This is a genomic window from Methylacidiphilum sp. Yel, from assembly GCF_004421185.1.
Classification (GTDB): domain Bacteria; phylum Verrucomicrobiota; class Verrucomicrobiia; order Methylacidiphilales; family Methylacidiphilaceae; genus Methylacidiphilum.
Map to the genome: position 1 here is coordinate 1 of NZ_LXQB01000003.1, position 25,773 is coordinate 25,773.

Sequence of the window (25,773 nt, forward strand, 5' to 3'; positions counted from 1 at the left end):
TTCAGACGGTTCAAGGCGGACTTGATAGCCTCCGTTGCACGCACACTCTAGCAGAAATCACAAGCCCGGAAGGCATATCCGGATGCTCAGTACGGTGTGTCCAGTACGTCTCGTGATGCAATTTCACACCGTTCTTGCAACGCTTCTGTAAGCCAACAGCACAGACAGCGTTGAAACAATCAGTGTACTCAGGGAGTGTGCGCAAGAGGATTTGAGCTGTTTGGTTGTAGGTTCTAGAAACAATCGGATTGTCCTCCTCATACTTCACATACTATCCTATTTTGCGAAGCGAGAGTAGCGCCGCTCCTCTCCATGCCTAAAGGAAGGGTCTTGCGCGACGCTGTTGGCAGATGAAAGCCTCTCTTTTGAAGAAAAGCTTTGGACTGAGTCCTTTTCCTAAAAACTTTAGCTTTCTTGGCTTCTAGCCTCCTCATTCGGTTTATGTACTAAAAAAGTATCGTCAAAAAATGGAGTTGGAATTCCATCGATACTTTTAGCGTTTTTTTCTTTCCAGTACGTACGGAGGCCATTGTCTCCTTTTTTCCTTGCCCATTGGATAAGGTCCTTTCTATTTCCTTTAAATTGAAAAAGAGGAACACCAAATCCACAGGAAGTGGTCACAAGATCAATATCGACTTGTATGATTTGTCTGGAGCCTGGAAAGGAAGGGAAAAGAATAAGAAATTCCCTCCACTGCTCTTCCCATGGATGAATCACTCTTCCTTTGCCGTAAAGCCTCAAAATGAGAGGCTTACCTTCAAAAGAACAAAACATAAGGGTTATTCTCCCATCGGTGGCAAGGTGAGCAGCAGTTTCGTTACCACTCCCAGTTAGGTTGAGCCAAAGAATCTTTTTAGGACTAATAATTCGAAGCGTATCTAATCCCTTGGGAGAAATGTTAATTCGGCTAGAAGAGGTGGCTGTAGCTACAAAGAAAACTTTTTGGTTTACAATAAAATCTTTTAATTCGGCAGTGATTTCTTTGTAACTTTTACCCATAATCCCTATACATTATGGCAGAGGATATTCCTTGTCGAGCTCAAGGTTTAATTTTAGGACATTGACACTTTTTTCACCAAAAATATTAGCAAGAGGATTTTGAGTATTTTTCAAAATAAGATTCTCTATAGCTTTTAGATCCGCTTTTCTTGCTTTAGCTACTCTTGGAGCTTGCAGAAGAGCGTTTTTGAGGCTGATGTGCGGATCGAGCCCGCTTGCAGAGGCGCAGACTGCATCAGCAGGGATAAGATTTAAGGAGGCTATGCCATTTTCTTTTCTATAGTGAGTGGCTCTTTTTTTTATCCTTTCAATAAAGTCTGAAGAAGAAGGAGCAAGGTTACTGCCTCCAGAGTTGAGTCCATCGTAGGTAGAAACAGAGGGCCTCGAATGAAAATATCTTGGAGAATCAAAATTCTGTCCTATGAGTAAGGAGCCACGGACATGGCCTTTCGAATCAATGATGAGGCTTCCTCCAGACTGATAAGGGAATAAGAGTTTTCCCAAAATATATACCGTAAAAGGGTAGATGCCAGAAAGAATAAGCAGCAACAGAAGTGTTAGTTTGACGGAGAGAACTAAGCTATGGAAGAGCTTCATAAGTATTCTTTAGACAAGGTGTAAAAAGAAGAGCAATTGGTCTATAAGTTTAATTCCTGCAAAGGGGGCTATTACTCCACCAAGGCCGTAAATTAAAATGTTTTTGATTAAAAGATTCTCTGCAGAAATTGTCTTTAGCTTCACTCCTTTCAGGGCTATAGGGATTAAGAGAATAATGATGAGGGCATTGAATATAACGGCACTAAGGATAGCACTTTCAGGAGTACGTAGCTGCATAATGTTCAGTGGGGATATTTCGGGAAAAGTGGACATGAGCATTGCAGGAATAATGGCAAAATATTTAGCCACATCATTGGCTATGCTAAAAGTGGTTAAGGCCCCACGAGTCACGAGAAGCTGTTTGCCAATCTCGACGATTTCTATCAGTTTTGTCGGATTACTATCAAGATCAACCATATTGCCGGCTTCTCTAGCAGCTTGAGTCCCTGTGTTCATTGCAACCCCAACATCCGCTTGTGCCAATGCGGGGGCATCATTGGTGCCGTCTCCGGCCATGGCAACAAGGTGACCAAGAGCTTGTTCTTGGCGGATTCTATTTAGCTTTTGCTCAGGGGTAACCTGAGCCATGAAATCATCGACACCTGCTTCGGCAGCGATAGCCGCGGCAGTCAGCGGATTATCTCCTGTGATCATAATTGTCCTTATGCCCATTTTTCTTAGCCTTGCAAAACGTTCTCTAATCCCTCCTTTGACAATATCCTTTAGTTCAATCACACCAAGAACCTCTTTGCCTTCGACGACAACAAGAGGGGTGCCTCCATTTTTAGCGACCTTTTCTACTATTTCTTTTACCGATTGGGGTATGCTCGCTCCCATTTCTTTCAAATATGCTTCGATTGCATCCATGGCCCCTTTTCGAATCCTTCTTTCGCAACAAGATCCATCTGCAGAAAAAAAATCAACTCCACTCATTCGTGTTTTTGCACTAAAAGGGATAAATTTTGCTCGTGTATCAAGCACTTCTCTGCCTCTTAACCCATATTTTTCTTTGGCAAGAATGACAATCGATCTTCCTTCAGGAGTTTCATCAGCTAAGCTAGCAAGTTGAGCGGCATCAACCAGTCTATAGTGATCTATACCAGGGGCAGCTATAAATTCGGTTGCCATCCGATTTCCTAGGGTAATAGTCCCTGTTTTATCCAGCAAGAGAACATCGATATCTCCAGAAGCTTCGACAGCTCTTCCACTTGTGGCTATAACATTGAATTGCACTAATCTGTCAATGCCGGCAATCCCGATGGCACTTAATAAGCCGCCTATTGTGGTTGGAATCAGACAGATGGTCAAGCTCGTCAAAATAGGAATCGAAACTGGAGCCTGAGAATACTTTAAAAAGGGAACCAGAGTCAGGACCACTAATAAAAAAATGAAGGTTAAAGAGGCTAACAAGATGGTTAAGGCAATCTCATTAGGCGTTTTTTGCCTTTTGGCTCCTTCAACCATTTCGATCATCCTGTCAAGAAAAGTATTCCCAGACTCAGCAGTGATTTTTATGACAATCCGATCACTAATGACACGAGTCCCACCCGTAACAGCACTTCTATCGCCACCACTTTCCCGTATGACTGGAGCTGATTCCCCAGTGATCGCTGATTCATCTACCGTTGCTGCTCCTTCAACCACTTCTCCATCAGAGGGGATGGTGTCACCGGCAACGCATACTACTAGATCTCCTTTCTTTAACTCACTGGCGTTGACAATGACTTCTTTTCCTTGGAGAAGTTTCTTTGCCATTGTCACAGTCCTGGTCTTCTTTAAACTTTCGGCTTGAGCCTTTCCCCTACTTTCGGCAATTGCTTCTGCAAAATTGGCAAAAAGAACAGTAAACCAAAGCCAGAGACTAATCTGAAGGGTGAAGGAAAAAGATTCCGAAGAACGAATCATTTCGATGGTAGTAATGAAGGCACCAATTTCGGTTACAAAAATAACGGGGTTTTTCCAAAGACTAAAAGGATTGAGTTTTATAAAGGCTTCTTTTATTGCAGATGCAATAAGAGCTAAGCTCCAAAAAGAAACAACATTCTTGGAGGGTTTCATAATTTTAGAACATTTTACCCCTAGCCATCATTAGATGCTCAAGGATAGGTCCTAAGGTAAGAACTGGGAAAAAGCTAAGAGCTCCAAGCAGGAATATGGTTGCCCCAAGGATAAAAACAAAAAGGGCACCACTGGTCGGGAAAACCATTTGGCTAATGTACCGTTTCTGACAAACAAGTGAGCCAGCAATGGCAAGCACAGGGATAATGACAAAAAAGCGACCAAAATACATAGCCAAAGCAAGGCAAATAGCATAGGGAATAGAGGTAGCGGATAATCCTCCAAAAGCGCTTCCATTGTTTTGGCTGGTAGAGGTAAAAGCATAAAGAATTTCAGTCAATCCATGTGGCCCATTGTTTCCTAGGGCTGCCCTCCCCCATGAAGAATATATAGCCATTGAGGACATGCCTAAGATTAAAATATACTGGATCATTAGAGCTAGCACCGCCATTTTGATCTCGTAGGCACCAATTCTCTTTCCCAAATAGCCCGGAGTTCGGCCTATCATCAGACCGAATAAAAACACCGAAAGAATGACGAAAAGCAGCATTCCATATAATCCAGAGCCCACTCCCCCAAAGATGATTTCTCCTAAGCTCATATTGAACAAAGGAATCATTCCTGAGAGGGGCAAAAAAGAGTCATGCATGGAGTTGACTGCTCCACAGGAAGCAGCGGTCGTGACGGCAGCAAAAAGTGTCGATTCAAATATTCCAAATCTCGTTTCTTTGCCTTCCATATTGGTTAATTGTTCAATGCCATAAGGTTTAAAAAACGGATTGCCTGCATGCTCTAACCAATAACAGCTAAGGCTAAGAACAAGAAAAAGAAGAACCATGGTTAGCCAAATTGACCAGCCGTGACGCAGTTTCTTACAACTTAATCCAAAGTAATAGGTTAACGCACTAGGGATGAGAAAAATAAGGAGCATTTCCATAAAATTGGAAAGGGGAGTTGGATTTTCATAGGGATGAGCGGAGTTGGCGTTAAAAAATCCTCCTCCATTAGTTCCAAGAAGTTTTATCGCTTCTTGGGAGGCGATAGGTCCCTGAGGTATAATGCAAGCTCCTTCATGAGCTTTGCTATCTAGTGGAAGATAGCGGATGTAGGCATGGAAATTTTGAGGGACTCCTTGTGACATTAGGAGTAAGGCACCAACAAGAGATAGAGGTAATAGAAGATAGTAAGTGATCCTTGTAAGATCTACCCAGCAATTTCCAATAGTTTTTACCTCTGTTCGAACAATACCCCGAACGAATGCGGCGGCGAGGGCAATGCCAGTAGCTGCCGAAGTAAAGTTATGGAAAGCAAGCCCAACCATTTGAGAAAAGTAGGAGACTTCTTTTTCAGGTATATAGGATTGCCAGTTGGTGTTTGTTCCAAAACTAATGGCCGTATTGAACGCTATGTGAGGGGCCATAGGTCCAATATGTTCAGGGTTAAGGGGGAGAACATGCTGCATTCTTAGCACAAAATAAGTCAACAACATGCCTACAAAATTAAAGAGTAAAAGGCCAATAGCGTATTCTATCCAATTTTGCTCTTTTGATTTATCGATCGAGCAAATTTTGTAAGTTAAATTTTCCAGTGGTTTGAAGATGGCATCAAAAATAGTTTTCCCTTCTGTATCCAGGACTCTATAAATATGTATTCCCAAAGGTTTGTTTAGGACAGCAAGGATAGATATAAAAAGAGCAAGTTCTATCCAATCTGAAGCTCTCATTGTTTTGTAAAATTTAAAATTTTTCAGGCCAGAGGATGACTATCAGCAGATAAACAAGCAGTAGGAGAGAGACTAAAAATAGAATAAAAAGCATAGGCTAGATCCTTCACACTTCACACTTTATCGCATGCTTTGCAGTAGAGCAGGCTGCAAAACATCAAACCAACAAAGAACAAAACATACATAGTGTCGATCATCTTACAAAGGATATTATCTCTTCTTTTTTGTCTTCTATAGTTAAATATAGTGTAGAAAATATCAAAATTTTATTAATCCTTGCATTTTTCATTTTAAAAGATCTTGAGGATCGACATCTATTCTAATGTTTATACCCATTTCAGAATCTTTGCCAAAAATTAGCTTCTTTAGCTTTTGACTGATCTCCATGACTTTTTGACAGCGTATGAATAACTGATAATGATATTTGCCTTTGATTTTGGCAATTGGGGCCTGTGTCGGTTCACTGATAAGAGCATTAGAATCTTTCAATGCATCTTTAATTTCTTTGGTGAAGGCTTCTGTCATAAACTTGACTTTTTCTTCTGGATTCCCTATGAAGCGAATCAATATGGCTCTGCAGAAGGGGGGATAAAAAAGAGTTTTTCTAAATTCTAGTTCCTGATCAACAAAACCAAGATAATCGTGGTGTCTTGCAAATTGGATGGCTGGATGGTAAGGGGTTCGTGTCTGTACAAAGACTTCTCCTTCTACAGAGCCCCTGCCTGAACGGCCTGAAACCTGTAAGAGTTGTTGGAAACTTTTCTCCGATGCTCGAAAATCAGGGAGATGTAAAAGACCATCTATGGAAACAATTCCAACAAGACTGACATGAGGAAAGTCCAGGCCTTTTGCAACCATCTGAGTACCAACAAGAATATCAAATTGCCCTTCTCCAAAGGCCCTTAATGCTCTTTCCATTGCCCCCTTTTTTTTCATTGTATCTGAATCCATTCTTAAAACTCGAGCAGAGGAAAACAATTGTTGAATGGCTTCTTCTACTTTTTCTGTGCCGCTTCCCAAAAATTTAAAAGCTCCTACTGCCCGACACATAGGACAGAAAGAAGGAACAGAAGCAGAATAATTGCATAGATGACAATTTAAAATCCCAAGGTTTTTATGAAAACTTAGGGAAATCGAACAATTTGGACAGGGAAGGACATAACCGCAGTCTGAGCATTGCAATGAAGAGGAATAGCCCCTGTGATTTATATAAAGGATAATTTGCTCTTTTCTTTCCAGTCTTTTTTCTATGGCTTCTTTTAGTTCATCTGAGACCAATTCTTCAGGCTTTAGAAAAAAACCGGTGCCTTTCTTTTCTTGTTGTGAAAGCCTCCTTTTGCGTTTTCTTAGATCGACAATGCTGACAGAAGGGAGTTTTCTTTCTTCGACCCTTCTTTTAAGTTCTATCAGTTTATATTTACCGCTCATCGCATTATAGTACGATTCCAAGGAGGGAGTGGCCGAACCCAAAATAATAAGGGCTCCTTCAAGTCGAGCACGCATCACGGCAACGTCTCTGCCGTGGTAGCGCGGGCTTTCCTCTTGTTTGAATGAGCTTTCATGTTCTTCATCCACAATGATTAACCCTAGGGAGGGGAATGGAGCAAAAAGAGCCGACCTGGTGCCAACAAGAATATCAATCTTGCCTCGGAGTATATCATACCAAAGAGTTGCTTTTTCACTACGGGAAATGCGGCTATGCCAGCAACCAATAGAGGCTCCTTGTGCTGTAAATCTGGCTTTAATTCTCTCCAAGAGTTGTGGTGTTAAAGAAATTTCAGGGACTAAAAGAAGAACCTGTTTTTTTTGCTTTAAGCATTTTTCAATTGTCCGCATATAGACTTCTGTCTTCCCGCTACCAGTGACTCCAAAGAGAAGAATCGGTTGAGGAAGACCTTTATGCATTTCCTCTTCGATCAAGTGGACTGCATGGCTTTGTTCTTCTGTCAAGCATTTTGGAGGAGAAAGATTAGGAACAATAGGGAAATAGGTTTCGGCTTTTTTTTGGGAGAGTCCAACTATTAACCCTTTGCGCAAAAGATTTTTCCAGATGTTTCGAGAGATTCCAGTCTTTTTAGGAAGCTCAGAAAGCCAAGCAGGTTGCCATTTTTGGAGGAAATCCAAAGCCTCTTTTTCTTTTTTGGCTCTTTTTATTTTGCTTTGAATATAAAGAGGATCCAAATGCGCTGGCAGGGATAATAGAAGATCCTCTTTTGGTTTAATAGTCGCTCTACTAATGGAATCAGGTAAGGCGGCTTGTAAAGCTGAAATCAACGGGCTACAGTAGTAGTCTGCAATCCACTTGCATAATTTGAGAATGTTTTGAGGAACTAATAATTCTTTATTTTCCCTGCAGAGAAGGGGTTTAAGCGTAGAGTTTTGTTTTTCAAGAATATCCACAACGATTCCCCTGCCAAATCCATTCTTAAATGGAACGCGAACGTGAGTGCCTAAAACAATTTCTTTCTCCAGGGCTTCGGGAATAGCATAGTCTAGGAGAAAGTCTCTTTTGTTATCAAGAAGTACTCGAGCGATATGGAGAGAGGGAAGCGAAGGGGGTGGGAAAAAAAATTCCTGTTCCATGTAGAGCCTTTTAAAAAATAAATTAAAGCTAGGCAGAGAAAAAAGAGAAATGATTTGATCTGAAAAGATCTGAAAAAAAACGCGCTGCATACAACCTCTTCCTTTAGGAAGAGGATAAGGCGCGGCATTCAGGTGTTCTCTGACTCTCGATAAACTGTTGGATAACAAGCAGAGGAGCGCCGCCACAGCTTCCGGCAAAATAACTTGGGGACCAGAGATGTCCACTTCATAGTTTTCGGCAAATTTGCGTATAGTTTTTCTTTTGGATCAGGCGGCTAGAGACGCCTTTCAGACTGTTCATCAGCGTGGAAATGGCCACTTTGGGGTGGATAGGTCACCAAAAGGTGCGCGAGGTCATCCTGAGGGTCAAATTCCAACAATTCAGCTTCGAAAGCTTTACAAACCGAGGCCATAATCTCGTGCAGCTCTTCCAAAATCTCTTTAGTGAAGACTCCGCGCCGATAATTAGTCACAAAGACCAATGTAGATGAAGATTATATACACAATGTCGACCTGTACGGATCTCGTTTGACTTTATCATAGACCAAGTATTTCCTAAAAAACATGGAAATTCTCCAGTCCTTTCGATTCTGCTTGGAACCGACAACGGGACAATCCCAGTGCCTCACCCGTTACCAGGGATGTGCGCGGTTGGTTTGGAACAAAGCGCTGGCCTTGCAAAAGGGGCGGCTGGAGGCCGGGTCCCCTTTGCTCTCGTATGAGGAGCTTGCCCGGCTCCTGACACGGTGGAGACACAGCGAGGACTACGGGTTTTTGGCTCAGGTGCCCGTTCACTCTTTGCAATGGACGCTCAAGTTTCTGGATCGGGCAATCCGGACCGCGTTTGACAAGTCCAATCCGGCGCGGTTGCCGCCCTTCAAGAAAAAGAACCGGGACGAGGCCGGCCTGCGCTTTACGGACCCCAAACCGATCAAGCTCGACCTGTCGACCAAGGACACAGACGGGCGGTGTGTCTTGCCGAAGGTTTTCCTGCCCAAGATCAGCTGGGTGAAGTTCCGCAAGTCCTGGCCCATCGATGGAACGATTCGGAATGCCACGGTAACATGGCAAGCCAGGCACTGGTACATCTCTTTTCAGAGGGCGGCATGAAAAGAAACTGGCTTGGGAAATACGGAAGCTGTCGCGGAAGAAACGGTTCTGGCGAAACTGGCAGAAACAGGAGGCCAGGATAGAACGGCTTCATGCGCATATTGCGAATGCCCGGCGGGATTTTTTTGCACAAGACCTCCACGGCCATCAGCAAAACCCACGCGATGGTGTTTGTGGAGGATTTGATCCAGAACATGAGCCGGTCGGCCAAGGGGACGAGGGAGAATCCGGGGAAGAAGGTGCGGGCGAAGAGCGGGCTGAACAAAGCGATTCTGGACCAAGGGTGGTCAATGTTCCAGAAGTTTTTGGAGTACAAGCTCCATTGGTCGGGAGGCTGGCTGGGGACCGTACCGACCCCATAGACGAGCCAGACTTGTCCGGAGCCGGAATGTGGACATGTGAGTCAAGCGAATCGGCCGAGGCAAACGACATTCCGCTGCGAGAGGTGCAGGTATGAGGGCAATGCCGACTCAGTGGGAGCGATGAACATATTAAGGGCTGGACTGGCCCGGCTCGCCTGTTCTCCGGTGTAGTGCCGGGGAGTCGGTTGTTCGACTGATCCAAGGGGTGCAACAAGGCCCCTGGTGGCAGGAAAGAATTCCCTGACTGAAGGCGGAGGAGGGGGCAAGCGTTGAAAATGCTTTTATCTTGCAACATGGTGATGTAATTTGATAGCAAAAAGGATTAATACAATGTCAGAATCAGAAAAAGTATATAAGATCGTCCATGTCATTGGCACTTCCAGCGAAAGCATCCAACAGGCGGTTCGCAATGCTATAGAAAGAGCAAATAAAACACTTCGTAATTTGGATTGGTTCGAGGTCAAAGAGATTAGAGGATCGGTTAATAAAGATGGAAAACCTCTCTTTCAAGTAGAGGTTAGAATAGGCTTTAGGCTAGAAGACTGATAAGAGTTATTTTTCAATATTCCTTGACCTAATAAGCCTTTTGTGTTTGAACATAGGGTCAATAAATGACTTTTAGAGGGGACTCTTCCCAGCTTTTCAAAATAGATAGTCCTTCCTCTCTTAAGAGTTGAATAGATTGCAGTTGTCTTTGATTGGATGGTTTTTTAAGTTCTTCGTATAAGAAAACATCTCGAAAACCAATTTTTTGAGCATCTTCTGCAGAACAACCAAAATATATTTTGTTGATCCCAGCCCAATAAATTGCCGAAAGGCACATTGGACAGGGTTCACAACTACAGTAGAGGATAGCCCCATTCAAATTGAATTTATAAAGTTTGTTGGCAGCCCGACGAATTGCTAGAATTTCAGCATGTGCAGTTGGATCTTGAGTTGAAAGCACCTCGTTATGAGCTAAGCCAATCGCTTCTCCTTGAAGCACCACAACTGCTCCAAATGGACCACCTTCTCCTTGTTCCGAACCATATTTTGCTAGTTTAAATGCGAGTCTCAGCCAAAACTCAGGACTATCACCGTTCATTGGCGGTTCGAAGATATCTGCCATAGTTCGCTTAGTTTAGTTGTTTTCTTTAAAAACGGAAAGAATTCACAATGAAAAATATCTAATCCTCCATTCTTCCTGTTTACTACTCTCTGCTGAGAGTATCAGTCCGAAAAGGAATCTTGACTTTTTTTGTCTGTTTTGTTTGCTCCTTTCTTATGAAATTTGGGTGGTTAGAAATCACTCTTTTTTCGATTGTCCTTGTCGTAGTGATCTCAGCCATATTTGTTAGAGGGAAAAATTGGTTGGAACCAGGTTTTTGGGGAGTGTTTGCTATCGTGAGTTCTTTGGTAATGTTTTCTATTCTTTGGCTTTTAACTTTTGATACCTTAAAGAAAATTTCATTTGGTTCAGCTCGAGTACCGTCTCCAACCGTTATCAATCATAAAATTGGATTTGAATACGATCCAGATAAAAAGCGCTATATGCCAACAATAGGGGAAGAAGAATTATTTTTCGGGAAAAAATGGTCAGAACAAGAAGCGACTCAACTGTTAACCAAAGGCAAGTTAGTGATTCAGAGTAGAAATTGCATGGACTGTCATACTCTCTTAGGCAATGGAGCCTATTTTGCACCTGATCTTACGAAATCTTGGCTTGATCCAAAATGGCAGACTATGATCCAACCAATGATAGGTGTGGCTACAAAAGAAGAAACTATGGCTAAGTGGCTGCAAAACCCTGAGTATTATGGAACATGGCAAAGAAGAATGCCCAATTTGAAATTGACAGAAGAGGAGGCCAAGGCCGTCGTTGGCTATCTAAAATTTATGTCTGCTATCGATACAAACGGGTTTCCGGATCATTTTGGCAAATCACCCGCTATTTTTTGATTCCCAAAGTTAAAAATGAAAGAAAGTAAAGATCTTTATGAATCACAAAAATTAGCCATTGGCTATTGGATCGTAGCTATATGTCTTTTTGGAGCCCAACTTGTCTTTGGACTGATTATTTCCTATCAGTATATCCAGCCTGAATTTCTCCATAAATTCCTTAATTTCTCTATTTGTCGGCTGCTTCATATTAACTCAATGATTCTTTGGTTGCTTTTTGGTTTTATTGGGGGAATCTATTGGTTTTTACCTTTAGAAACAGAAAGAGAGGTTGTAGGCATTTTTCTAGGCAAAATCGCTTTTATAGTTCTGACAGCAGCTGTCAGTATTGTTGTGCTGGTTTTTTTGCTTGTCCAAATAGGCAAAGGAGAAATGCTGACGCTTTGGCTTGTTACTGAAGGCAGAGAGTATATTGAAGCGCCAAGATGGGCTGATATTGGTATAGTGGCTGTTTTTTCGATAATATTTTTTAATGTTTTTGCATCTATCTGGAAAGCCAAGAAACTAAAGGGAATACTTTGGGTATTAATAGTGGATTTGCTTGCCATTATTGGATTTTACATTGCTGGCATGTTTTTCAGTCCCAATATCTCGGTAGATCAATTTTGGTGGTGGTGGGTGGTGCATCTTTGGGTTGAAGCAACCTGGGAAGTGCTAGTTGGCGTACTTGTTGGATGGGTGCTAATGGCTGTTTTGGGAACCTCAAGAAAAATTGTTGAAGGATGGCTTTACTTAGAAGTTTTCCTTATTTTTGGAACTGGAATTTTAGGGCTAGGACATCATTATTTCTGGATAGGTGCTCCAGAATATTGGTTAGGCATTGGAGGCTTTTTTTCTGCCCTAGAGCCTTTGCCTCTTGTCGCAATGATTGTTCATGCGGTCTATGATGCAGGAGTCCATAGGTTGAAAACAATTAATAAACCAGCTTTTTTTTGGATTGTGGCACAAGCCTTTGGCAATTTCATCGGAGCAGGGGTATGGGGCTTTATGCATACATTGCCTCAAATCAATCTTTATAGTCATGGCACACAGTTGACAGCAGCCCATGGACATCTTGCTTTTTTTGGTGCGTATGTTAATACGAATCTTGCCTTAATTTATACGGCTCTTCAAAGAATTCGGTTGCATGAGGGATCCATTCTTGATGGAACCCTTTGGAAATGGGTTTTTATTGGTTTGAATCTGGCAATGTTGGGTATTACTGCTCCATTAACTGTGGCTGGGTTTACTCAAACATTTGTTGAACGAGCCGTTGGTGGTTCGACATGGCAAGCCTACATCGATGCCCAGTCGCATCCCTGGTTTAAAGAGTCTATGATCTGGCGCATGGGATTTGGAATTATGTTTTTTGTTTGTTATGTCTTACTTGTTGCTGATTTGTTAACTATTGGGAAAACAAAGGCCACTCATCAACAATAGGACCATTTCTTATGAGTGCTGACTCCGTTTTAAAGATGCTCTTAGCCAGCTTGAGTTTTGTTCTTACGGCTGGCTTGTATGCATTTTTTTATGCGTTTGGAAGATTGAAAGGATCTTTCTTTTGGGAACTCTTTTCTTTTGTTTTTGCCTTAATGATGATGCTTAGCGGGTTTTTTCTTGTTTCATGTCCTGCATTTACTCTTTTTTGGAAACTGCTTCTGATTTTTTCTATTTTTAGCTATTTGATCATTCCAAAAGCAATGTTTTGGATTGTCGAAAAAATTCATCAAAAAGAAGGGGAAGAAGAAGGAAGACTAAAGACACTGAAATAGATTAAAAAAAGCTTGTTTTAATTTATAAGAGATTTTAAAGAAATTATGCATGGCTGATGTCTCACTGAGTGCTGTCTATACTTCGTTGGAGGATGCTGAAAAGGCTCTAAAGAGCCTGGAGCAAAATCAATTCCCTCTTACAAGAGTTTCTATTCTTGCTCAGGATCTATCCAGTGAAAGAAAAGTTCATGGATATATCACTGCTGGAGATATCGCCAAAACGGGTGCCACTATTGGGGGATGGGTTGGCGGGCTTTTTGGGATCCTTGTAGGTGCAGCCTTTGTTTGGGTTCCAGGGTTTGGTCCATTGATTGTTGCTGGTCCTCTTTCAGCAGCTTTGCTTGGTGGGTTGGAGGGATTGGTTGCCGGTGGAGTTGCTGGAGCAGCTCTTGGATTTTTGTCTGGCTTGGGGATACAAAAACAACATATTTTAAAATTTGAAGAACATCTCAAAGCAGGAAAATATCTTCTTGTTATTCGAGGCACTGAAGAAGAGATCGAAGGGGCTAAAAAGATTCTTGAAGCAACACAACCGCTTGAAATGCAGGTTCATAAAGAAAGCCCATAGTCAGAGTTTTTTTGGAGATGCTTTCTTTTTTCCCCTTGAGGTGCCTTGACAAAGTTTTTTTCCCAAAACGATGAGTCTTATGTTTGTCAAATAACTAATCAAAACGTGCTATAAAATTACATTATAGGCAGATTCTTTTCTATCTCCTTCCAGTCAAGGGCGTTAAAAAATTCTTCAATGTAACCTTCTTTGTCTGAACCAAAGTCTGACTCATAGGCATGTTCGACAAGATCAATAGCTAGCAGAGGACTCATCCCTGAAAAAGGAAAAGCATCTTCCCTATTAGAAGATAGGTTAAAGAGTTTACCAGTATAATGATCCAAAACCAACCAGACCCAGCCTGTAGAATAAAGTGCCTTAATTTTAAAATCTAGCTTGAATCGCACGACGGAATCAAAATTGATTTCTAGGAGTTCTTTGATTTTCCCTTCGCAATTTCCATTTCTGCCTAAAGAAGAGAAATACAATTCATGGCTTGCAATCTTACCATAAAGGGAAAACCATTGACCTATCTTTGAGGTGACAAGCTCTTTTTTAGAAGGTTCTTCCTCTGTGTTTTGAAAAGAAGGCCAGTTGTCAAGATATTGAGAAAATTCATTGGCTATGGAATTAGCCTCTTGCAAAAGATGACTGTATAAAGCCACATGCTTATTTAAAGCGTTCGCAGAAAATTTCCCAATTCCATTTTCAAATTTTTTTAAAAAAATCTCAGACTTGTCCGTTAAAACTTTCAATGAATCAGTAGCCATCTTGCATATAATAATAGGAAAATTCTTAGGTTCATGGCAAGGATTCGTTTTTTTCTCTTCCTATTGGAATAATTTTTCTAGGCTCTTTTCTTCTTTGTTCCCCTTGGCTACGGAAAGTAGTTTGCGAGCTAGTCTTATTGCTTCTTTGCTTTCTCCTCCAAGCATTCTTGCAATTTCCTTCAAACGGTCTTCTTCAACAATTTTCTTCAATAGAACTCGTGTGACATTTTCTTCCGATTCTTTCATAACCTTGAAATGAGCGTCCCCTCCAGCAGCCATGGATGGAAGATGGGTTATGCAGAGTACTTGATGGTTTATTGAAAGTTCCTTCAATAAAGAACTTACCTTCCAGGCTATCTCCCCACCAATGTTAGCGTCTATTTCGTCGAAAACAAGTATTGGGATAGGATCGACTCGGACAAAGACCGCTTTTAAGGCCAGCATGACTCTGGCTGCTTCTCCACTTGAAGCAATTTCTTTCAATGGTTTGAGTGGAATGCCTGGATTAGGAGAAAAAAGAAATTCTATTTCGTCCTGACCAGAAGGACCAACCTTTTCTTTATTATCAATACTTATGGAAAACCCTGATTGGGCAAAACCCAATGATTGGAGCACAGTTTGAATAGAAATGATTAATGCTTCGGCTGTTTTTTTTCTTTTGGAACTTAAATGCAAGGCCTCTTTTTGAAGTGCTTCCAAAAGTTCGAGTTCTTCTTTAGCGATATTTCGGACTATATCTTCTTCTTCCTTTATTTTGGCTAATTGTTCGCTAATTTTAGATTTATAATCGATTAATTCCTCTATCTGCAAAGCATATTTTCTTTTTAAATTCTCGAGGAAATTTTTTCTTTGTTCTAATTTTTCGAGAGCTTCTGGATCTATTTCTATTTTAGAAAAATAATCTTCGATCAATCTATCGAGTTCTAGCAAATCATGAGCTGCGGACTGTTCCAAGGCTATTGCCTGAGAGCCTTTTTGAGGATCAAATTTCTCCAATAGGCAAAGGTGCCTATGCAGAGAAGACAATAAAGAAAGAATAGAGGGATTGTTCTGGGAAAGCAAACCACGAATTGCTCCAAGACAATCGTAAATTTTCCAGCCGGTTCTAGCTAAATTTAGCTTTTGGTCGATTGCTTCTTCTTCTCCTGGAATAAGATCGGCAGCGACAATCTCCTGCAGTTGCTCGTTAAGTCTCTGTTTCTTTTTGAGCAGCTCTTCTAAAGAAAGAGAATTTTTTTTCTTCAGCAGTTTTTGATGAGTCTCATAAAGGGATTTTACTCGATGGGATAACTCATTTAAAGAGCCAAAAGCATCGAGGAGCTTTAATTGGATTTTTTTGTCAACAAGGGATTGATGATCGTGAGGACCAAGCACATCGATCAGATTATCTCCAAGTTCTTTTAAAAGGGAAATCGGAATGAGTTCACCATTAATGAATTGGCGACTCGATCCTGAAGGCCGCATTTCCCTTCTCAAAATAAAAGAAGAGCTATCTAATGTATCCAATCCTTTTTCTTTGAAAAGATCAGAAACCCTGGTCCAGAAAGTCTCTGATAATTGAAATTCTCCTTCGACTATGCCTGGCTTTTCTTTATTTTTTAGAAATGACGGAGAAGCTCTTTCTCCCAACAGAAACTTTAAGGAGTCGATGACTATCGATTTGCCTGCACCGGTTTCTCCAGTTAAAACATTGAGTCCCGGGACAAGGTCCCATTCTAGCTCTTCAATAAGGGCGAGGTTTTCAATCCTTAACTTGAGTAACATGAAAAATCTGTATCATTTTAAAATAATCGAAACGGTGTTCAAGTTTCCTCTATTTCTCTTTCTTCTTGATCCTTCTTTTTCCCTAGCAAATACGCCCAGATAAAAGAATCAAGATCTCCGTCAAGAACTTCCTCTACCTGAGATCTGTTTTCTCCAGTTCTCAAATCTTTAACCATCTTATAAGGTTGTAGGACATAAGATCGAATCTGCCTTCCCCAACCTATTTCTCCTTTTTGTCCGTAAATTCTTTCCATTTCGGCTCTTTTTTTGTCTTTTTCTAATTCATAAAGCCGCGAACGAAGGATCTTCAACGCGGTGGCTTTATTTTGTAATTGGCTGCGTTCATTCTGACATACCACAACTAATCCAGTAGGTAAATGGGTAATACGAACAGCCGAATCCGTTGTATTGACACCTTGGCCTCCATGACCGCTAGAGCGGAACACATCTATCTTTAAATCACTTTCTTTAATTTCTATGTCGATGGTTTCGTCAACTTCTGCAACAACATCGACCGAAGCAAAGGAAGTTTGTCTTTTCCCCTGAGCGTTAAAAGGAGAAATTCTGACAAGACGGTGCACGCCACGCTCTGCTTTTAAATAACCATAGGCATTGTTCCCTGAAACTAGGATGCTTGCGGATTTGATCCCTGCTTCTTCTCCAGGGAGAATATCGACAAGACTCACCTTATAGCCATGCCTTTCTGCATAGCGCTGATACATTCGCAAAAGCATTGCAGCCCAATCGCACGCTTCTGTCCCTCCTGCTCCAGCATGGATCGATAAAATAGCGTTCTTCTGATCCAATGGATCAGAAAGAATGAGTTTGACTTCCACTGAATCGAGCAACTCAGAATAATTTTTTATTTCCCTCTCTAATTCTTCTATAAGGGATACATCTCCGCTTTCCTTTAAAAGATCAAAGAGAGCTTCTAGATCTTTGAATCTGCTGAGGATAGTGTAATAATCGGATAGTTTTGCTTTAAGCTCTTTTGATTTAGATATCGCTTTTTCTGATTTTTCGCTTGATTGCCAAAAACCTGGATCGGCCATTTCTTTTTCTATCGCTTGAAGTTCTGCTTCAAGCTGCGTAGGGTCAAAGAAACCCCCGTACGGAAAATAATCTCTGTTTGAGTTCGCTAAGTTGATTAGAGAGAATATGTAAGTCGGTCATGTTTAAAATGTACGAAATTTCTCTTTAAAAAACAAGCCTTCTTTCTCTTCTATCCTACTATTAGGCGTAGCTCTTTATGGGTCCCAGAACGCAATTTTAGTCTTTTTCTATATCCTAAGAAGCAGGTCTGCCTTTTTTAGCCAGGCAATTTTTCTAGGAGCTAAAGAAAAGCTCATCGGTCCCAAGCCACACTAAAACTTGCTCGAGCGATTGCGGAGACTCTCTAGAAGTCTCTTGCGCAAGAAAAAGGGGTCGGCCAATCGGACCAAAGCCAAGGCTTAGGCTTGCAAGGCTGCATGCCAGGATTGCCAATATCCGGCAGGAAGGCTTACACAAGCTCACGACAAAGCTCAGGCGACGATTTCACCCCCGTCGTTGTCGAAGAGCTGAAGGCGGGCAGCATGGTGAAGAACCGGTAATCTTGCCGGCTCCCTATCCGACATGGGTTTCTTCGAGTTTTGGCGGCAACTGGCATACAAGGCAAAGTGGGGTGGTGGAATGGTGGTGGAGGCCGACCGCTGGTTTCCGTCCAGCGAGAGCTGTATGACTGGCAGGACGGTGCAGGAAAAATGCCTCTGGCTGTTTGCAGGTGACGATGTCCGGACTGTGGGAGGTGAATGCGGCTAGCAATCTTCTGGGGTATGGATTGGACGTCCTAAGCGGTCCTACGGCGAGGGCCGGCTGTATGTGAAGCCTGTGGAGAGGAAGGCACTGGCTCTGGCCTCAAAGCCCGAGTGAAACCAGCTTCGGTGAAGCAGGAAGTCAACTTCGAACCTGTGTTAGTAGAAATGAGTAAGTCTGACGGAACGGTATAGGATCAAGTGGAGGAGTTGGCAAAGCGTTTTTTTTCCCTTTCTAGTCTTTGGATCGCTTTGTGAATTCTATTTAGAGTCAGTTCAATGTTATCGAGATTTTTTTCGACTTGATAAAGGTTTCCCGACTTATCATAGATTAAGATTTGAGTGGTGTTTTTAGGAACTCCCAACTCATGGGTTAATGTGCCATTCATGTCGAGCACAGGGAAGGGACGAGAGTTTGCATTAAAATTTTTTTTTATGTGGGAAAGAGCCAATCCTTTAAAAAACCCTGCGTGAGAAATGTCTTCAACTAAAATCAGTGCCACATCATCAGGCAGTTTTGTTTTAGGATCCTCTCCAAGCAGTCGAGCCCATTTTTCTTGCTTTTTACCCTGAGTCATGTTGGGTACGGAAACGATAAAAACAGTGATTTTTCCTAGAAACTGATTTATGGAATGCTTTTTACCTAAGGGATCGATCAAGGGATAGAAGGGAAAATGACGAGCGTATCCATCGTAGTGAATGGAATAATTGGGGGAAGTTTTTTCAGCTGCTTTTAACAAGGAAGAACTACATAAAAAAAGCAAGAGGAATAGAACCATAGTTGGAATAATACGAAGGGGATAGAATTTCTCTTTGCTCTTTATTTCTGGGATAGACCCAATAGCCAACAGTTTCTTTTTGCATAAAATAAGCATAATGCATATTCTAAGGGAAAATTTCTATTTAACTAAAAACATTTTTAGGGGTTTTGTTCTATTTAAAATAACTGAATATGTTGTAATTTCTTTCATTTACTGAAAAACAATCAGCCTGATTTTATGGAGCTAGCAAGCCAGCAAAGTAGAGAGTCGAGCTTTTCCCATCTCTCTCCATCAGGAGAGGCAAGAATGGTTAATGTGACGGATAAAGCTGTGCAAAAAAGAACGGCCATTGCTGAAGGCTTTATAACGCTTTCTCAAGAAACGATTGGCCTTTTGCAGGCTAAGGCTATGCCTAAAGGAGATGTGCTCACCGTTGCGAAGATTGCCTCGATTATGGCGGCTAAAAAAACAGGGGAACTCATACCTTTAGCCCATGCTGTTGGCCTTTCTTATGCTGATACCCATTTTGAAATCGAGGAAACTGGAATAAGAGTAGTCGCAAGGGCCGAATCAGTGGCGAAGACAGGGGTGGAGATGGAAGCCCTTGTTATGGTCTCAGTAGCCCTTTTGACTCTCTACGATATGTGTAAGGCGGTTGACAAATCGATGGTCATCGGTCAAATCAGACTTATAGAGAAAAAAAAGGAATGAAAATTGGTCGTATTACTTTAAGCGACAGAGCCTATGCGGGTATTTACAAGGATCAGAGTGGTCCTGAAATCGAAAAAGTTATCATGCATCTATTTGCTGAACCTGTTGAATTCATTTCTGTATTGATTCCTGATGAAAAAAATTTGCTTGTTTCCGAATTTTTGAGGCTTGTTGATGAACTTGACTGTCCTCTTGTTCTCACAACTGGAGGCACAGGGCCATCTTCAAGAGATGTTACCCCTGAAGCAACAAGGCTTGTCTTAGAGAAGGAATTGCCGGGCTTTGGCGAAATCATGAGAATGGAGTCGTATAAGAAAGTAAAGACGGCAATATTATCAAGAGCAGTTGCTGGAATTAGAAAACGCTCGCTTATCATTAATTTACCGGGCAAACCCTCTGCCATAGCCGACTGTTTAATGCTGCTGGGAGAAGCTATAGCCGAATGTTTGGATCATCTACGTGGGTATAGGCCTCTTCTAGCAATTAAAGACAAAAAATAGAATCGGTAGCAGCGGTAGACGAGTAGAGTTTGCAGAGAAACCAAATAGAAAACCAGTTGATCTGCAAAAACTGTGGAAATTATGGTACAAAAAAAGACATAGGAGTAGAAACTTCGACAAAGAAGTTTTTTTGCGTTAAGATTTTTTGAATAGAGTCACAAAGAATGTCAGTTTTAATGTAAAACTTATAAAAGCGGAGTCAGTTATTCTATGAAGCCAACGGTTTACGAAATTGAAGAAGGGAATAAATTATTACCACGATTTGATCTCCATGAGTATTTACCTTGTATCACTCTGGATGCGGATACTGGAGAGGTGCTTATGTTAGGCTACATGAATAAAGAGGCTTTGGATAGAACCATAGAAACAGGATTGGCGACTTATTATAGCCGATCGCGAAAAAAAATTTGGGTGAAGGGAGAGCAATCAGGGTTTTTTCAACACGTTAAGGATATTTTTATCGATGATGATCAAGATACCTTACTTTTAAAAGTGAAAGTCGATGGCGGTGCCTCCTGTCATGTTGGTTATAGAAGTTGTTTTTATAGAAAGCTAAAAGCAGGAAGCAAAGAAGAGCTTGAATTTACTGAACAAAATAAAGTTTTTGATCCAAAAATTGTTTATAAACTTAGCTCATGACTTTACATCCTGATTCTGGATTTCCCAGTCCACCCATCTCACTAAATCCTCGATCCTATTCCTTCCGTCATGATGCCAAAATGCTGAAGGCTGTTGCATTTCTCCTACAGAACAAAATCTTGTGACCCCAGCATTAATAAAGAGCCTAACAATATCATCTGGAATTGTTTCGAAAACACCTACCGTACTTATCATACCCTGGATAGGTTTTAGCCATTCCTTTAGCTTTGTTTTGTCCACGCTGTCAACGTAAATGGTGCGATAGCCACAAGTGGGTTCAAAACTGTTGGATCTTCTATGGATTACAGTCCAGGGATTAATCTCCGTGAGACTACTTTCCCATACAGTCCAGCCCAGGGCCTTTGCACAATCCCGGAGTTGTTTAATGGCTGCGAGTTCTTCAATATTAATATCAAAGCCTTTTTCTGAGCTTCTCTTGCTCAGACTCTCCGCAAGAGCTTCGCAAAAAGAGAGGATGATGGTGCTAGGTGTGTTCTCTTCGATGAGCATTGATTGAGGAGAAAGACATCCTAATTGGTTAAAAAGACTGATATCTTTAGCGCTTAGGGTTATTTTTTCTCTGTTTATATTTTCGATTGTGCCTACCCAAATTAAGCTCACTTTATGGCCATGGCCGACAAATCGTTTGTCAGAAGGGGTCAGAGCTTTGAAATGCTCAATTGTCCTATTCCCACCAAAAACTACAATACAATCAGACTGTTCAAAGGCTTCTTGGTTGAATTCAAAACAAAGTTTGACTTGATTTTTCAATTTTTTTGGAAGTAAAGAAATAAATCTTAAGAGTGGTTCGGTGACCGGCTGGGGACACTGAACAACATTGAAAGAGCCTACCAGTAGCCCAAGTAAAACGCTTTGAAAACCAGCTACATATAAGTTGGCTGCCAATACATGGTATATTTGTCGTGGAGCGATAGCCTTGGTTTTCGCTCCTCCGTAATCAAAGAAGTCATCCAAAGCAGTTAAACTTTTTAATTCCAGTTCCACAAGACGGATGAGGTCCTCTTTTCCCCTGAAGCCAATTTCTGGGAAAAGCTTGCAAATTGCATCAAGCATTTCAATTCTTTCCAAAGTTTGCATCTGCTAACGGTGGGTGTTTTCAAAAAAGGCTATTTCTTCAATGCTTAAAGAACAACCCCTTGGGGGAGCATGATTAGATCTTCCTATAAGATAAAATCCTTCTTGAGTTTTTATGGCTATATCGAGAGTTTGTATGCAAAGAACAGAATCGACATTGGCAAGATCTATCCAACGGACCAATCCTTTTTGGCCGACTTGACATTCTTTTTCTGTTCTAGGATCGATAACTAAAACTTTGGCCCAAGGAGGGACTAAAAATGTCCCATCAGTGCCTTTGGAATAAGCCTGACTAGATAATTCCGTCATCCCATACTCGCTGAAGATACAGTCTTGTGTTATCCCAAAGTAAGAAGATAATTTTTGATAAAATTCTTTTTTGTCGATCTCTTTATGCTTTCCTTTCATCCCTCCGGTTTCAAGGATAAAAGAGCCTTGAGGAAGCGATAAAGATTTAGGGTGTTTTTCCATAAGTAAAACGAAGCTGAAAGCCGTTCCACATATTCCAACGTTTCTGCCGGCTGAAATGTCCAAATTGAGTTTTTGGATAAAGGGATCAATACAAAATGTTTTGTTTTGAATCCAAAAATAGGACGGGAAAGGGTTTGATTCTGCCCAAAAAGAAAACATTGCAGAAAGGGAACTATGTGGATTTTCATTAGGAGACTCTGTTAGAAAATGAAGACATGCTCTATGGATAGGGATAGCAGCTTCGTTAGCCCCCTGCAAAGACACAGCCTTATAGATCAATGGATCTAAAAAATAGTGTCTTCCTTGGATTCCAGAGGTGGTGCCACTGGTAAGGTAATGGCCTGCTGCCTGTTCAATGGTGTAACAAAAGATGGTTTCTTTTTTGAAAAGTTCTTGTGGAATGGCAGGAATTTCTTTCCAAGAAGAAAGGCGATTTGCAATAGTTTCCGTCAAAGTTTTATAAGCAGGGCAATGTTTTCTTTGAAAATCATATAATCTAAAAACTAAGGATTCGAAATTTTGTGGATTTTCTCGAAGGCTTAATAATTGATCTATCCACCACTGCCTGTTAGCTGGATCTTGAAAAAAACTTCTTTGGCCTTCCATAGCTTTTTCTTTCCTTTTTATCATAGCGAAATAAACTACATTAAAAATATAGCGAGTTTAGAAAAAAATCCCTTTGGAATGGGAGCATAAGATGCAGAACAAAGATGAGGTGACCATTTTGTCTCCATACATTTCGCTGGAAGGAGAATTGTGGGTGAGGGATAAGGCGATTGTCAATTGTCATATTCAAGGGAAAATAAGAGTGGGAGGAAAGTTGGAAATACTTTCTGAAGCGGTCATCGAAGGGGAAGTCTATGCGCAAGCCATTGAGATAGATTCGGGAGCTACAATAAATGGAAGAATAGTGATCGGTAAAAACAAGCTAAATAGTTAATGCAACCAATCAGTTCCAAGCGATTAGATAGTAAAACACAACTTATTAGATGTCCTGCTTGTGGGCATTCTCAAGTTGAATCCAGATGGGCTCTGTCGACTATTTGTAAGAAATGCTTTCATTATATTGGGCTTGCTACAAAAAAAAACCCCGTTCCATGTCTTCCTTCTTTGCCCTCCAAGACGCGTGAAATTACCTGCCCCTACTGCCACAATTCTCAAAAAATTTATCCTCAAGCCCTTTCTGTCGGTTGTGCTTTCTGTGGGGCCTATCTTTATGTGGAAAATCTTTGCCTAAAAGGAAAGATCAGAGGAAAAATTTCGACTCTTGGAGATATTGATTTTGAGGCTGGATCGGAATATGTGGGCGCTACTGTACAGGGAAGAAGAATAAGAATCAGGGGAATAATGCAATGTTCTTTTAAAGCCACGGAAGAAGTGGAATTTTGCTCGCAGAGTGTTGTAAAAGGGATAGTGGTCGCCCCGCGGGTAATTGTGAATCGATTTTCTTCTCCCAAAGTAAAGGAAGTGATTACTTACGAGCTTATAGTGAAAGGTCAACTTGAGTGTGAGACCATTATTGCCAGAGATTTTTTAAAAATTGAATCTTTCGGTAAGATTACGACAAAAAAAATGTTAACCAATAGGCTTGTGGCTGAGCTTTTTTCTCGGCTAGAAGCGGATTTCGAAACTTATTCGTTACTTACTCGAGATATCCAGAAAAATGGAATAGAGCTAGGAGAAGAGAGGCTCTTTTTAACTTAAGTATTTTTAGTTAGCTAATTGGCATTATTAAGAATTTGACTTTTCTTTATCCCAGATGATGGTTTTTTTTAGAATTCTTCACAAGCGATCTCTTCATGGTTATTTCTTGACAAAATTGATACCCTTATTATGATAAGCTTTCTGATTAGGATTCCACTGGGTCTTCGACGGGATCAGAAATCTAAGAGATTGAGAAGGGTGGGGGAAGAACGAGAAAATTTTTTAAGGAGGATGTAAATCAAAAAGCAGGCCTTCCGTGGTCACACAAGAAGAAATTCTTTAATTTATAAAAAGTATAGTGGGAGGGTAAGATGTCTCAACATAGAAGCTACCGAAGTGGTTCCATGTTAGCCGCCAAAAGAAACGTGCTTAAAAGATATGAGCGAATTAATATTTTGAAAAAGCAAGGAAAATGGAAGGAAGGGGATAAGGTTCTTGGCCTACCAAAGACCAAGCCAGTTTAAAGATTCCAGTATTTAAAAAATTTCTTTCTTCAGAGCATTCTAAGGGTGCCTGAAGGCCTCAGGAAAGAATCATTTCCTCATTGGGCTTGTTATCTCTCTTGTTGCTCTGCTGCTTTTCAACAAATTTGCGCGGGAGTCCCCGCCTTTCAAGGCGGAGAGGGATAGCGCCGCCGCGCAGCGGCGATGCTTTACAACTGAAACATAATACTCGTCAACCTGAATGAATTGCCAGCCACCCAATCGCTGAGGTGCAAACTGAAGCTCCTGCTCACTAAAGAGCAGGAGGAGGCGGTGCGGTGCACGGCGTTGGCTTACCGTAACGCCCTAAATCACACATCCACTGTCGCTTTTTTGGGCGGGAAGATATCGCAAGGCAAGAAACTGCAAAGGCTGGTGTCCCAGGATTTGCGCGAAAGGTTTGAGCTGCCAGCTCAAATGACATACAACGTGCCCAGACAAGTGGCTGCGGCCTAAAAAACCCTCTGGGAACGCGCCAAAGCGGGCGCGGCCCATAAAGCGAAAGGCTGGATCGGCCCGGCGCTATAAGGGTCTCGACAAGGCATACAGATTCACTGCCATGACCATGACTTTGAACCATCGCCGGGATTGGTCCTTGGGCAAGGAACAAACGGTCAGCATGGGGACTTTGGGCGGAGGCATCCGGTGCCGATACGAAGGATGGAACCGGCATCTGGAGAGGATGGCGCGAGCCCAGGGAGCATGGTGTCACACTGGGCGGGGCCCTGCTCTGGCAGGACTCTGCATCCAGGGCATGGTATCTGCTGGTGTCCGTCGAAAAGGCTTTGGACCGGTACCCGCAGGCCTCCATCACCCCAGTCAAGGGTGTGGACATGAACCGCCGGAACCTCGCGGTGGAATCCAATACCCAAGGCAAATGTCGTTTTTATCCTGGTGGACACCGAAGGCAACTGGCCAATCGTGCCGCCAGTAGACGAAGTGCGCTGCAAGAGAAGGGCACTTGCGGAGCCCCACGCGATGGTAGGCATGGAGGGGCTAAAGGCTATCCGTTATCGAACCGAGTGCAGACAGTCGGAGAAGGTTTTCGTCAAACGCTGCAAGGCCAACCGTAAGGGGAGCACTTGGGGTTTTGCGGAGGGGCAAGCCAAGACGGCTTACAAAATCCGGCTGCCGTTCGGAGTGCCGGTTTGGGTGGCTGCGGATTACACCAGCCAGAGACGGCCGGTTTGCGAGCATGTTGGACGGGAGAATCAGCCCAATAAGGGACTGCTGTTTGTATGCGCCCATTGTGGGTATAGGCTCCATGCCGATTTAGTGGCTGCCAGAAACATCAGCATGCGAACGCTTTTCATCTGGCAAGACTGGGTGAGGACGGGGCGATTGTCAGCCGACCCTTAAGCATCGGGTGATGAAGCCAAAGCCGCACGCCTTTCGAGATACACGCAGCTGCGGTG

At 42.0% G+C, this 25,773-nt stretch carries 30 protein-coding genes and 1 pseudogene; 16 read left to right on the forward strand and 15 right to left on the reverse strand.

From position 1 onward, the window contains the following. Positions 1-10 precede the first annotated feature (10 nt). The 8 genes and pseudogenes from A7Q09_RS00320 to tnpA all read right to left on the reverse strand — a co-directional run bounded on the left by A7Q09_RS00320 (position 11) and on the right by tnpA (position 8,501). A complete protein-coding gene (locus tag A7Q09_RS00320; protein WP_134389345.1) occupies positions 11-268 on the reverse strand; it encodes a hypothetical protein in 258 nt (85 codons plus the stop codon). A 137-nt stretch (positions 269-405) separates the two neighbouring features. Beyond that, positions 406-999 (reverse strand): pyridoxamine 5'-phosphate oxidase family protein, encoded by a 594-nt coding sequence (locus A7Q09_RS00325; RefSeq protein ID WP_134389346.1) that lies wholly within the window; start codon positions 997-999, stop codon positions 406-408. Positions 1,000-1,011: 12 nt separating this feature from the next. Beyond that, positions 1,012-1,596, reverse strand: a complete 585-nt coding sequence (gene kdpC / locus A7Q09_RS00330) for a K(+)-transporting ATPase subunit C (protein WP_134389347.1) — start codon at positions 1,594-1,596, stop codon at positions 1,012-1,014. Positions 1,597-1,605: 9 nt separating this feature from the next. Continuing rightward, the gene (gene kdpB / locus A7Q09_RS00335) at positions 1,606-3,654 is read right to left on the reverse strand and encodes a potassium-transporting ATPase subunit KdpB (protein ID WP_134389348.1); all 2,049 of its coding nucleotides are present in this window, start codon (positions 3,652-3,654) and stop codon (positions 1,606-1,608) included. A 4-nt stretch (positions 3,655-3,658) separates the two neighbouring features. Continuing rightward, a complete protein-coding gene (gene kdpA / locus A7Q09_RS00340; RefSeq protein WP_134389349.1) occupies positions 3,659-5,377 on the reverse strand; it encodes a potassium-transporting ATPase subunit KdpA in 1,719 nt (572 codons plus the stop codon). Positions 5,378-5,390: 13 nt separating this feature from the next. Continuing rightward, a complete protein-coding gene (locus A7Q09_RS11375; protein ID WP_079199496.1) occupies positions 5,391-5,471 on the reverse strand; it encodes a potassium-transporting ATPase subunit F in 81 nt (26 codons plus the stop codon). Between the two features lie 191 nt (positions 5,472-5,662). Continuing rightward, positions 5,663-8,050, reverse strand: a complete 2,388-nt coding sequence (gene priA, locus A7Q09_RS00350) for a primosomal protein N' (RefSeq protein ID WP_244228424.1) — start codon at positions 8,048-8,050, stop codon at positions 5,663-5,665. Between the two features lie 13 nt (positions 8,051-8,063). After that, a pseudogene (gene tnpA, locus A7Q09_RS00355) lies at positions 8,064-8,501 on the reverse strand (IS200/IS605 family transposase). 23 nt (positions 8,502-8,524) lie between these two features. On the opposite strand from tnpA, the gene A7Q09_RS10595 reads away from it, so the two are divergent. The 4 genes from A7Q09_RS10595 to A7Q09_RS00365 all read left to right on the forward strand — a co-directional run bounded on the left by A7Q09_RS10595 (position 8,525) and on the right by A7Q09_RS00365 (position 9,978). After that, positions 8,525-9,070 carry a helix-turn-helix domain-containing protein gene (locus A7Q09_RS10595; protein ID WP_208526645.1) on the forward strand — a complete coding sequence of 182 codons (546 nt, stop codon included), beginning with the start codon at positions 8,525-8,527 and terminating at the stop codon, positions 9,068-9,070. 92 nt (positions 9,071-9,162) lie between these two features. Next, entirely contained in the window at positions 9,163-9,432 is a 270-nt protein-coding gene (locus A7Q09_RS10600; RefSeq protein WP_208526646.1) for a transposase, read from the forward strand. Positions 9,433-9,468: 36 nt separating this feature from the next. Continuing rightward, positions 9,469-9,603: a zinc ribbon domain-containing protein gene (locus tag A7Q09_RS11185; RefSeq protein ID WP_208526647.1), complete on the forward strand. Its 135-nt coding sequence runs from the start codon at positions 9,469-9,471 to the stop codon at positions 9,601-9,603. 159 nt (positions 9,604-9,762) lie between these two features. Next, positions 9,763-9,978 (forward strand): dodecin, encoded by a 216-nt coding sequence (locus tag A7Q09_RS00365; RefSeq protein ID WP_134389350.1) that lies wholly within the window; start codon positions 9,763-9,765, stop codon positions 9,976-9,978. 58 nt (positions 9,979-10,036) lie between these two features. Here A7Q09_RS00365 and A7Q09_RS00370 read toward each other — a convergent pair whose 3' ends face one another. After that, complete coding sequence (locus A7Q09_RS00370; RefSeq protein WP_244228425.1) at positions 10,037-10,540, reverse strand: nucleoside deaminase; 504 nt, start codon at positions 10,538-10,540, stop codon at positions 10,037-10,039. A gap of 155 nt (positions 10,541-10,695) precedes the next feature. Here A7Q09_RS00370 and A7Q09_RS00375 point away from each other — a divergent pair, with 155 nt between their 5' ends. From A7Q09_RS00375 to A7Q09_RS00390, 4 genes are read left to right on the forward strand one after another with little or no spacing between them, the layout of a single operon-like run. Then, a complete protein-coding gene (locus A7Q09_RS00375) occupies positions 10,696-11,370 on the forward strand; it encodes a cytochrome c (RefSeq protein ID WP_134389351.1) in 675 nt (224 codons plus the stop codon). A 15-nt stretch (positions 11,371-11,385) separates the two neighbouring features. After that, the gene (locus tag A7Q09_RS00380; RefSeq protein ID WP_134389352.1) at positions 11,386-12,789 is read left to right on the forward strand and encodes a cbb3-type cytochrome c oxidase subunit I; all 1,404 of its coding nucleotides are present in this window, start codon (positions 11,386-11,388) and stop codon (positions 12,787-12,789) included. An 11-nt stretch (positions 12,790-12,800) separates the two neighbouring features. Then, the gene (locus A7Q09_RS00385) at positions 12,801-13,121 is read left to right on the forward strand and encodes a hypothetical protein (RefSeq protein WP_134389353.1); all 321 of its coding nucleotides are present in this window, start codon (positions 12,801-12,803) and stop codon (positions 13,119-13,121) included. A gap of 49 nt (positions 13,122-13,170) precedes the next feature. Beyond that, positions 13,171-13,689: a general stress protein gene (locus tag A7Q09_RS00390; RefSeq protein ID WP_134389354.1), complete on the forward strand. Its 519-nt coding sequence runs from the start codon at positions 13,171-13,173 to the stop codon at positions 13,687-13,689. A gap of 116 nt (positions 13,690-13,805) precedes the next feature. Here the strand turns inward: A7Q09_RS00390 and A7Q09_RS00395 are convergent, their stop codons facing one another. From A7Q09_RS00395 to A7Q09_RS00410, 4 genes are all read right to left on the reverse strand, one after another. Beyond that, positions 13,806-14,438, reverse strand: a complete 633-nt coding sequence (locus A7Q09_RS00395; protein WP_134389355.1) for a Fe-Mn family superoxide dismutase — start codon at positions 14,436-14,438, stop codon at positions 13,806-13,808. 60 nt (positions 14,439-14,498) lie between these two features. Continuing rightward, entirely contained in the window at positions 14,499-16,202 is a 1,704-nt protein-coding gene (gene recN / locus A7Q09_RS00400) for a DNA repair protein RecN (protein ID WP_134389356.1), read from the reverse strand. 38 nt (positions 16,203-16,240) lie between these two features. Beyond that, positions 16,241-17,362 (reverse strand): peptide chain release factor 2, encoded by a 1,122-nt coding sequence (gene prfB / locus A7Q09_RS00405; RefSeq protein ID WP_208526649.1) that lies wholly within the window; start codon positions 17,360-17,362, stop codon positions 16,241-16,243. 830 nt (positions 17,363-18,192) lie between these two features. Next, positions 18,193-18,870, reverse strand: a complete 678-nt coding sequence (locus tag A7Q09_RS00410; protein WP_134389358.1) for a hypothetical protein — start codon at positions 18,868-18,870, stop codon at positions 18,193-18,195. A gap of 123 nt (positions 18,871-18,993) precedes the next feature. Here A7Q09_RS00410 and moaC point away from each other — a divergent pair, with 123 nt between their 5' ends. The 3 genes from moaC (at position 18,994) to hisI (ending at position 20,606) form a co-directional block, all read left to right on the forward strand. Then, a complete protein-coding gene (moaC, locus tag A7Q09_RS00415; protein ID WP_134389359.1) occupies positions 18,994-19,467 on the forward strand; it encodes a cyclic pyranopterin monophosphate synthase MoaC in 474 nt (157 codons plus the stop codon). Continuing rightward, complete coding sequence (gene mog / locus A7Q09_RS00420; RefSeq protein WP_134389360.1) at positions 19,464-19,967, forward strand: molybdopterin adenylyltransferase; 504 nt, start codon at positions 19,464-19,466, stop codon at positions 19,965-19,967. The genes moaC and mog overlap by 4 nt, the downstream gene beginning before the upstream one ends. A gap of 210 nt (positions 19,968-20,177) precedes the next feature. Beyond that, positions 20,178-20,606, forward strand: coding sequence for a phosphoribosyl-AMP cyclohydrolase (gene hisI, locus A7Q09_RS00425; RefSeq protein WP_134389361.1), 429 nt, complete (start codon positions 20,178-20,180; stop codon positions 20,604-20,606). Here hisI and A7Q09_RS00430 read toward each other — a convergent pair. Together A7Q09_RS00430 and A7Q09_RS00435 are read right to left on the reverse strand one after the other, a co-directional pair. After that, positions 20,601-21,704 (reverse strand): acyl-CoA reductase, encoded by a 1,104-nt coding sequence (locus A7Q09_RS00430; RefSeq protein ID WP_134389362.1) that lies wholly within the window; start codon positions 21,702-21,704, stop codon positions 20,601-20,603. The two genes, hisI and A7Q09_RS00430, sit on opposite strands and share 6 nt — an antisense overlap. Before the next feature lie 3 nt (positions 21,705-21,707). Next, positions 21,708-22,778, reverse strand: coding sequence for an acyl-protein synthetase (locus A7Q09_RS00435; protein WP_244228426.1), 1,071 nt, complete (start codon positions 22,776-22,778; stop codon positions 21,708-21,710). A 91-nt stretch (positions 22,779-22,869) separates the two neighbouring features. Between A7Q09_RS00435 and A7Q09_RS00440 the strand changes: the two genes are divergently transcribed. The 5 genes from A7Q09_RS00440 to A7Q09_RS11380 all read left to right on the forward strand — a co-directional run bounded on the left by A7Q09_RS00440 (position 22,870) and on the right by A7Q09_RS11380 (position 25,717). Further along, a complete protein-coding gene (locus A7Q09_RS00440) occupies positions 22,870-23,112 on the forward strand; it encodes a polymer-forming cytoskeletal protein (protein WP_134389364.1) in 243 nt (80 codons plus the stop codon). Then, positions 23,112-23,876, forward strand: coding sequence for a polymer-forming cytoskeletal protein (locus tag A7Q09_RS00445; protein ID WP_134389365.1), 765 nt, complete (start codon positions 23,112-23,114; stop codon positions 23,874-23,876). The genes A7Q09_RS00440 and A7Q09_RS00445 overlap by 1 nt, the downstream gene beginning before the upstream one ends. A gap of 311 nt (positions 23,877-24,187) precedes the next feature. After that, complete coding sequence (locus A7Q09_RS00450) at positions 24,188-24,340, forward strand: small basic protein (RefSeq protein WP_134389366.1); 153 nt, start codon at positions 24,188-24,190, stop codon at positions 24,338-24,340. 851 nt (positions 24,341-25,191) lie between these two features. After that, complete coding sequence (locus tag A7Q09_RS10345; RefSeq protein ID WP_166791869.1) at positions 25,192-25,431, forward strand: hypothetical protein; 240 nt, start codon at positions 25,192-25,194, stop codon at positions 25,429-25,431. After that, entirely contained in the window at positions 25,346-25,717 is a 372-nt protein-coding gene (locus A7Q09_RS11380; protein WP_394346602.1) for a zinc ribbon domain-containing protein, read from the forward strand. The genes A7Q09_RS10345 and A7Q09_RS11380 overlap by 86 nt, the downstream gene beginning before the upstream one ends. Positions 25,718-25,773: the final 56 nt, after the last annotated feature.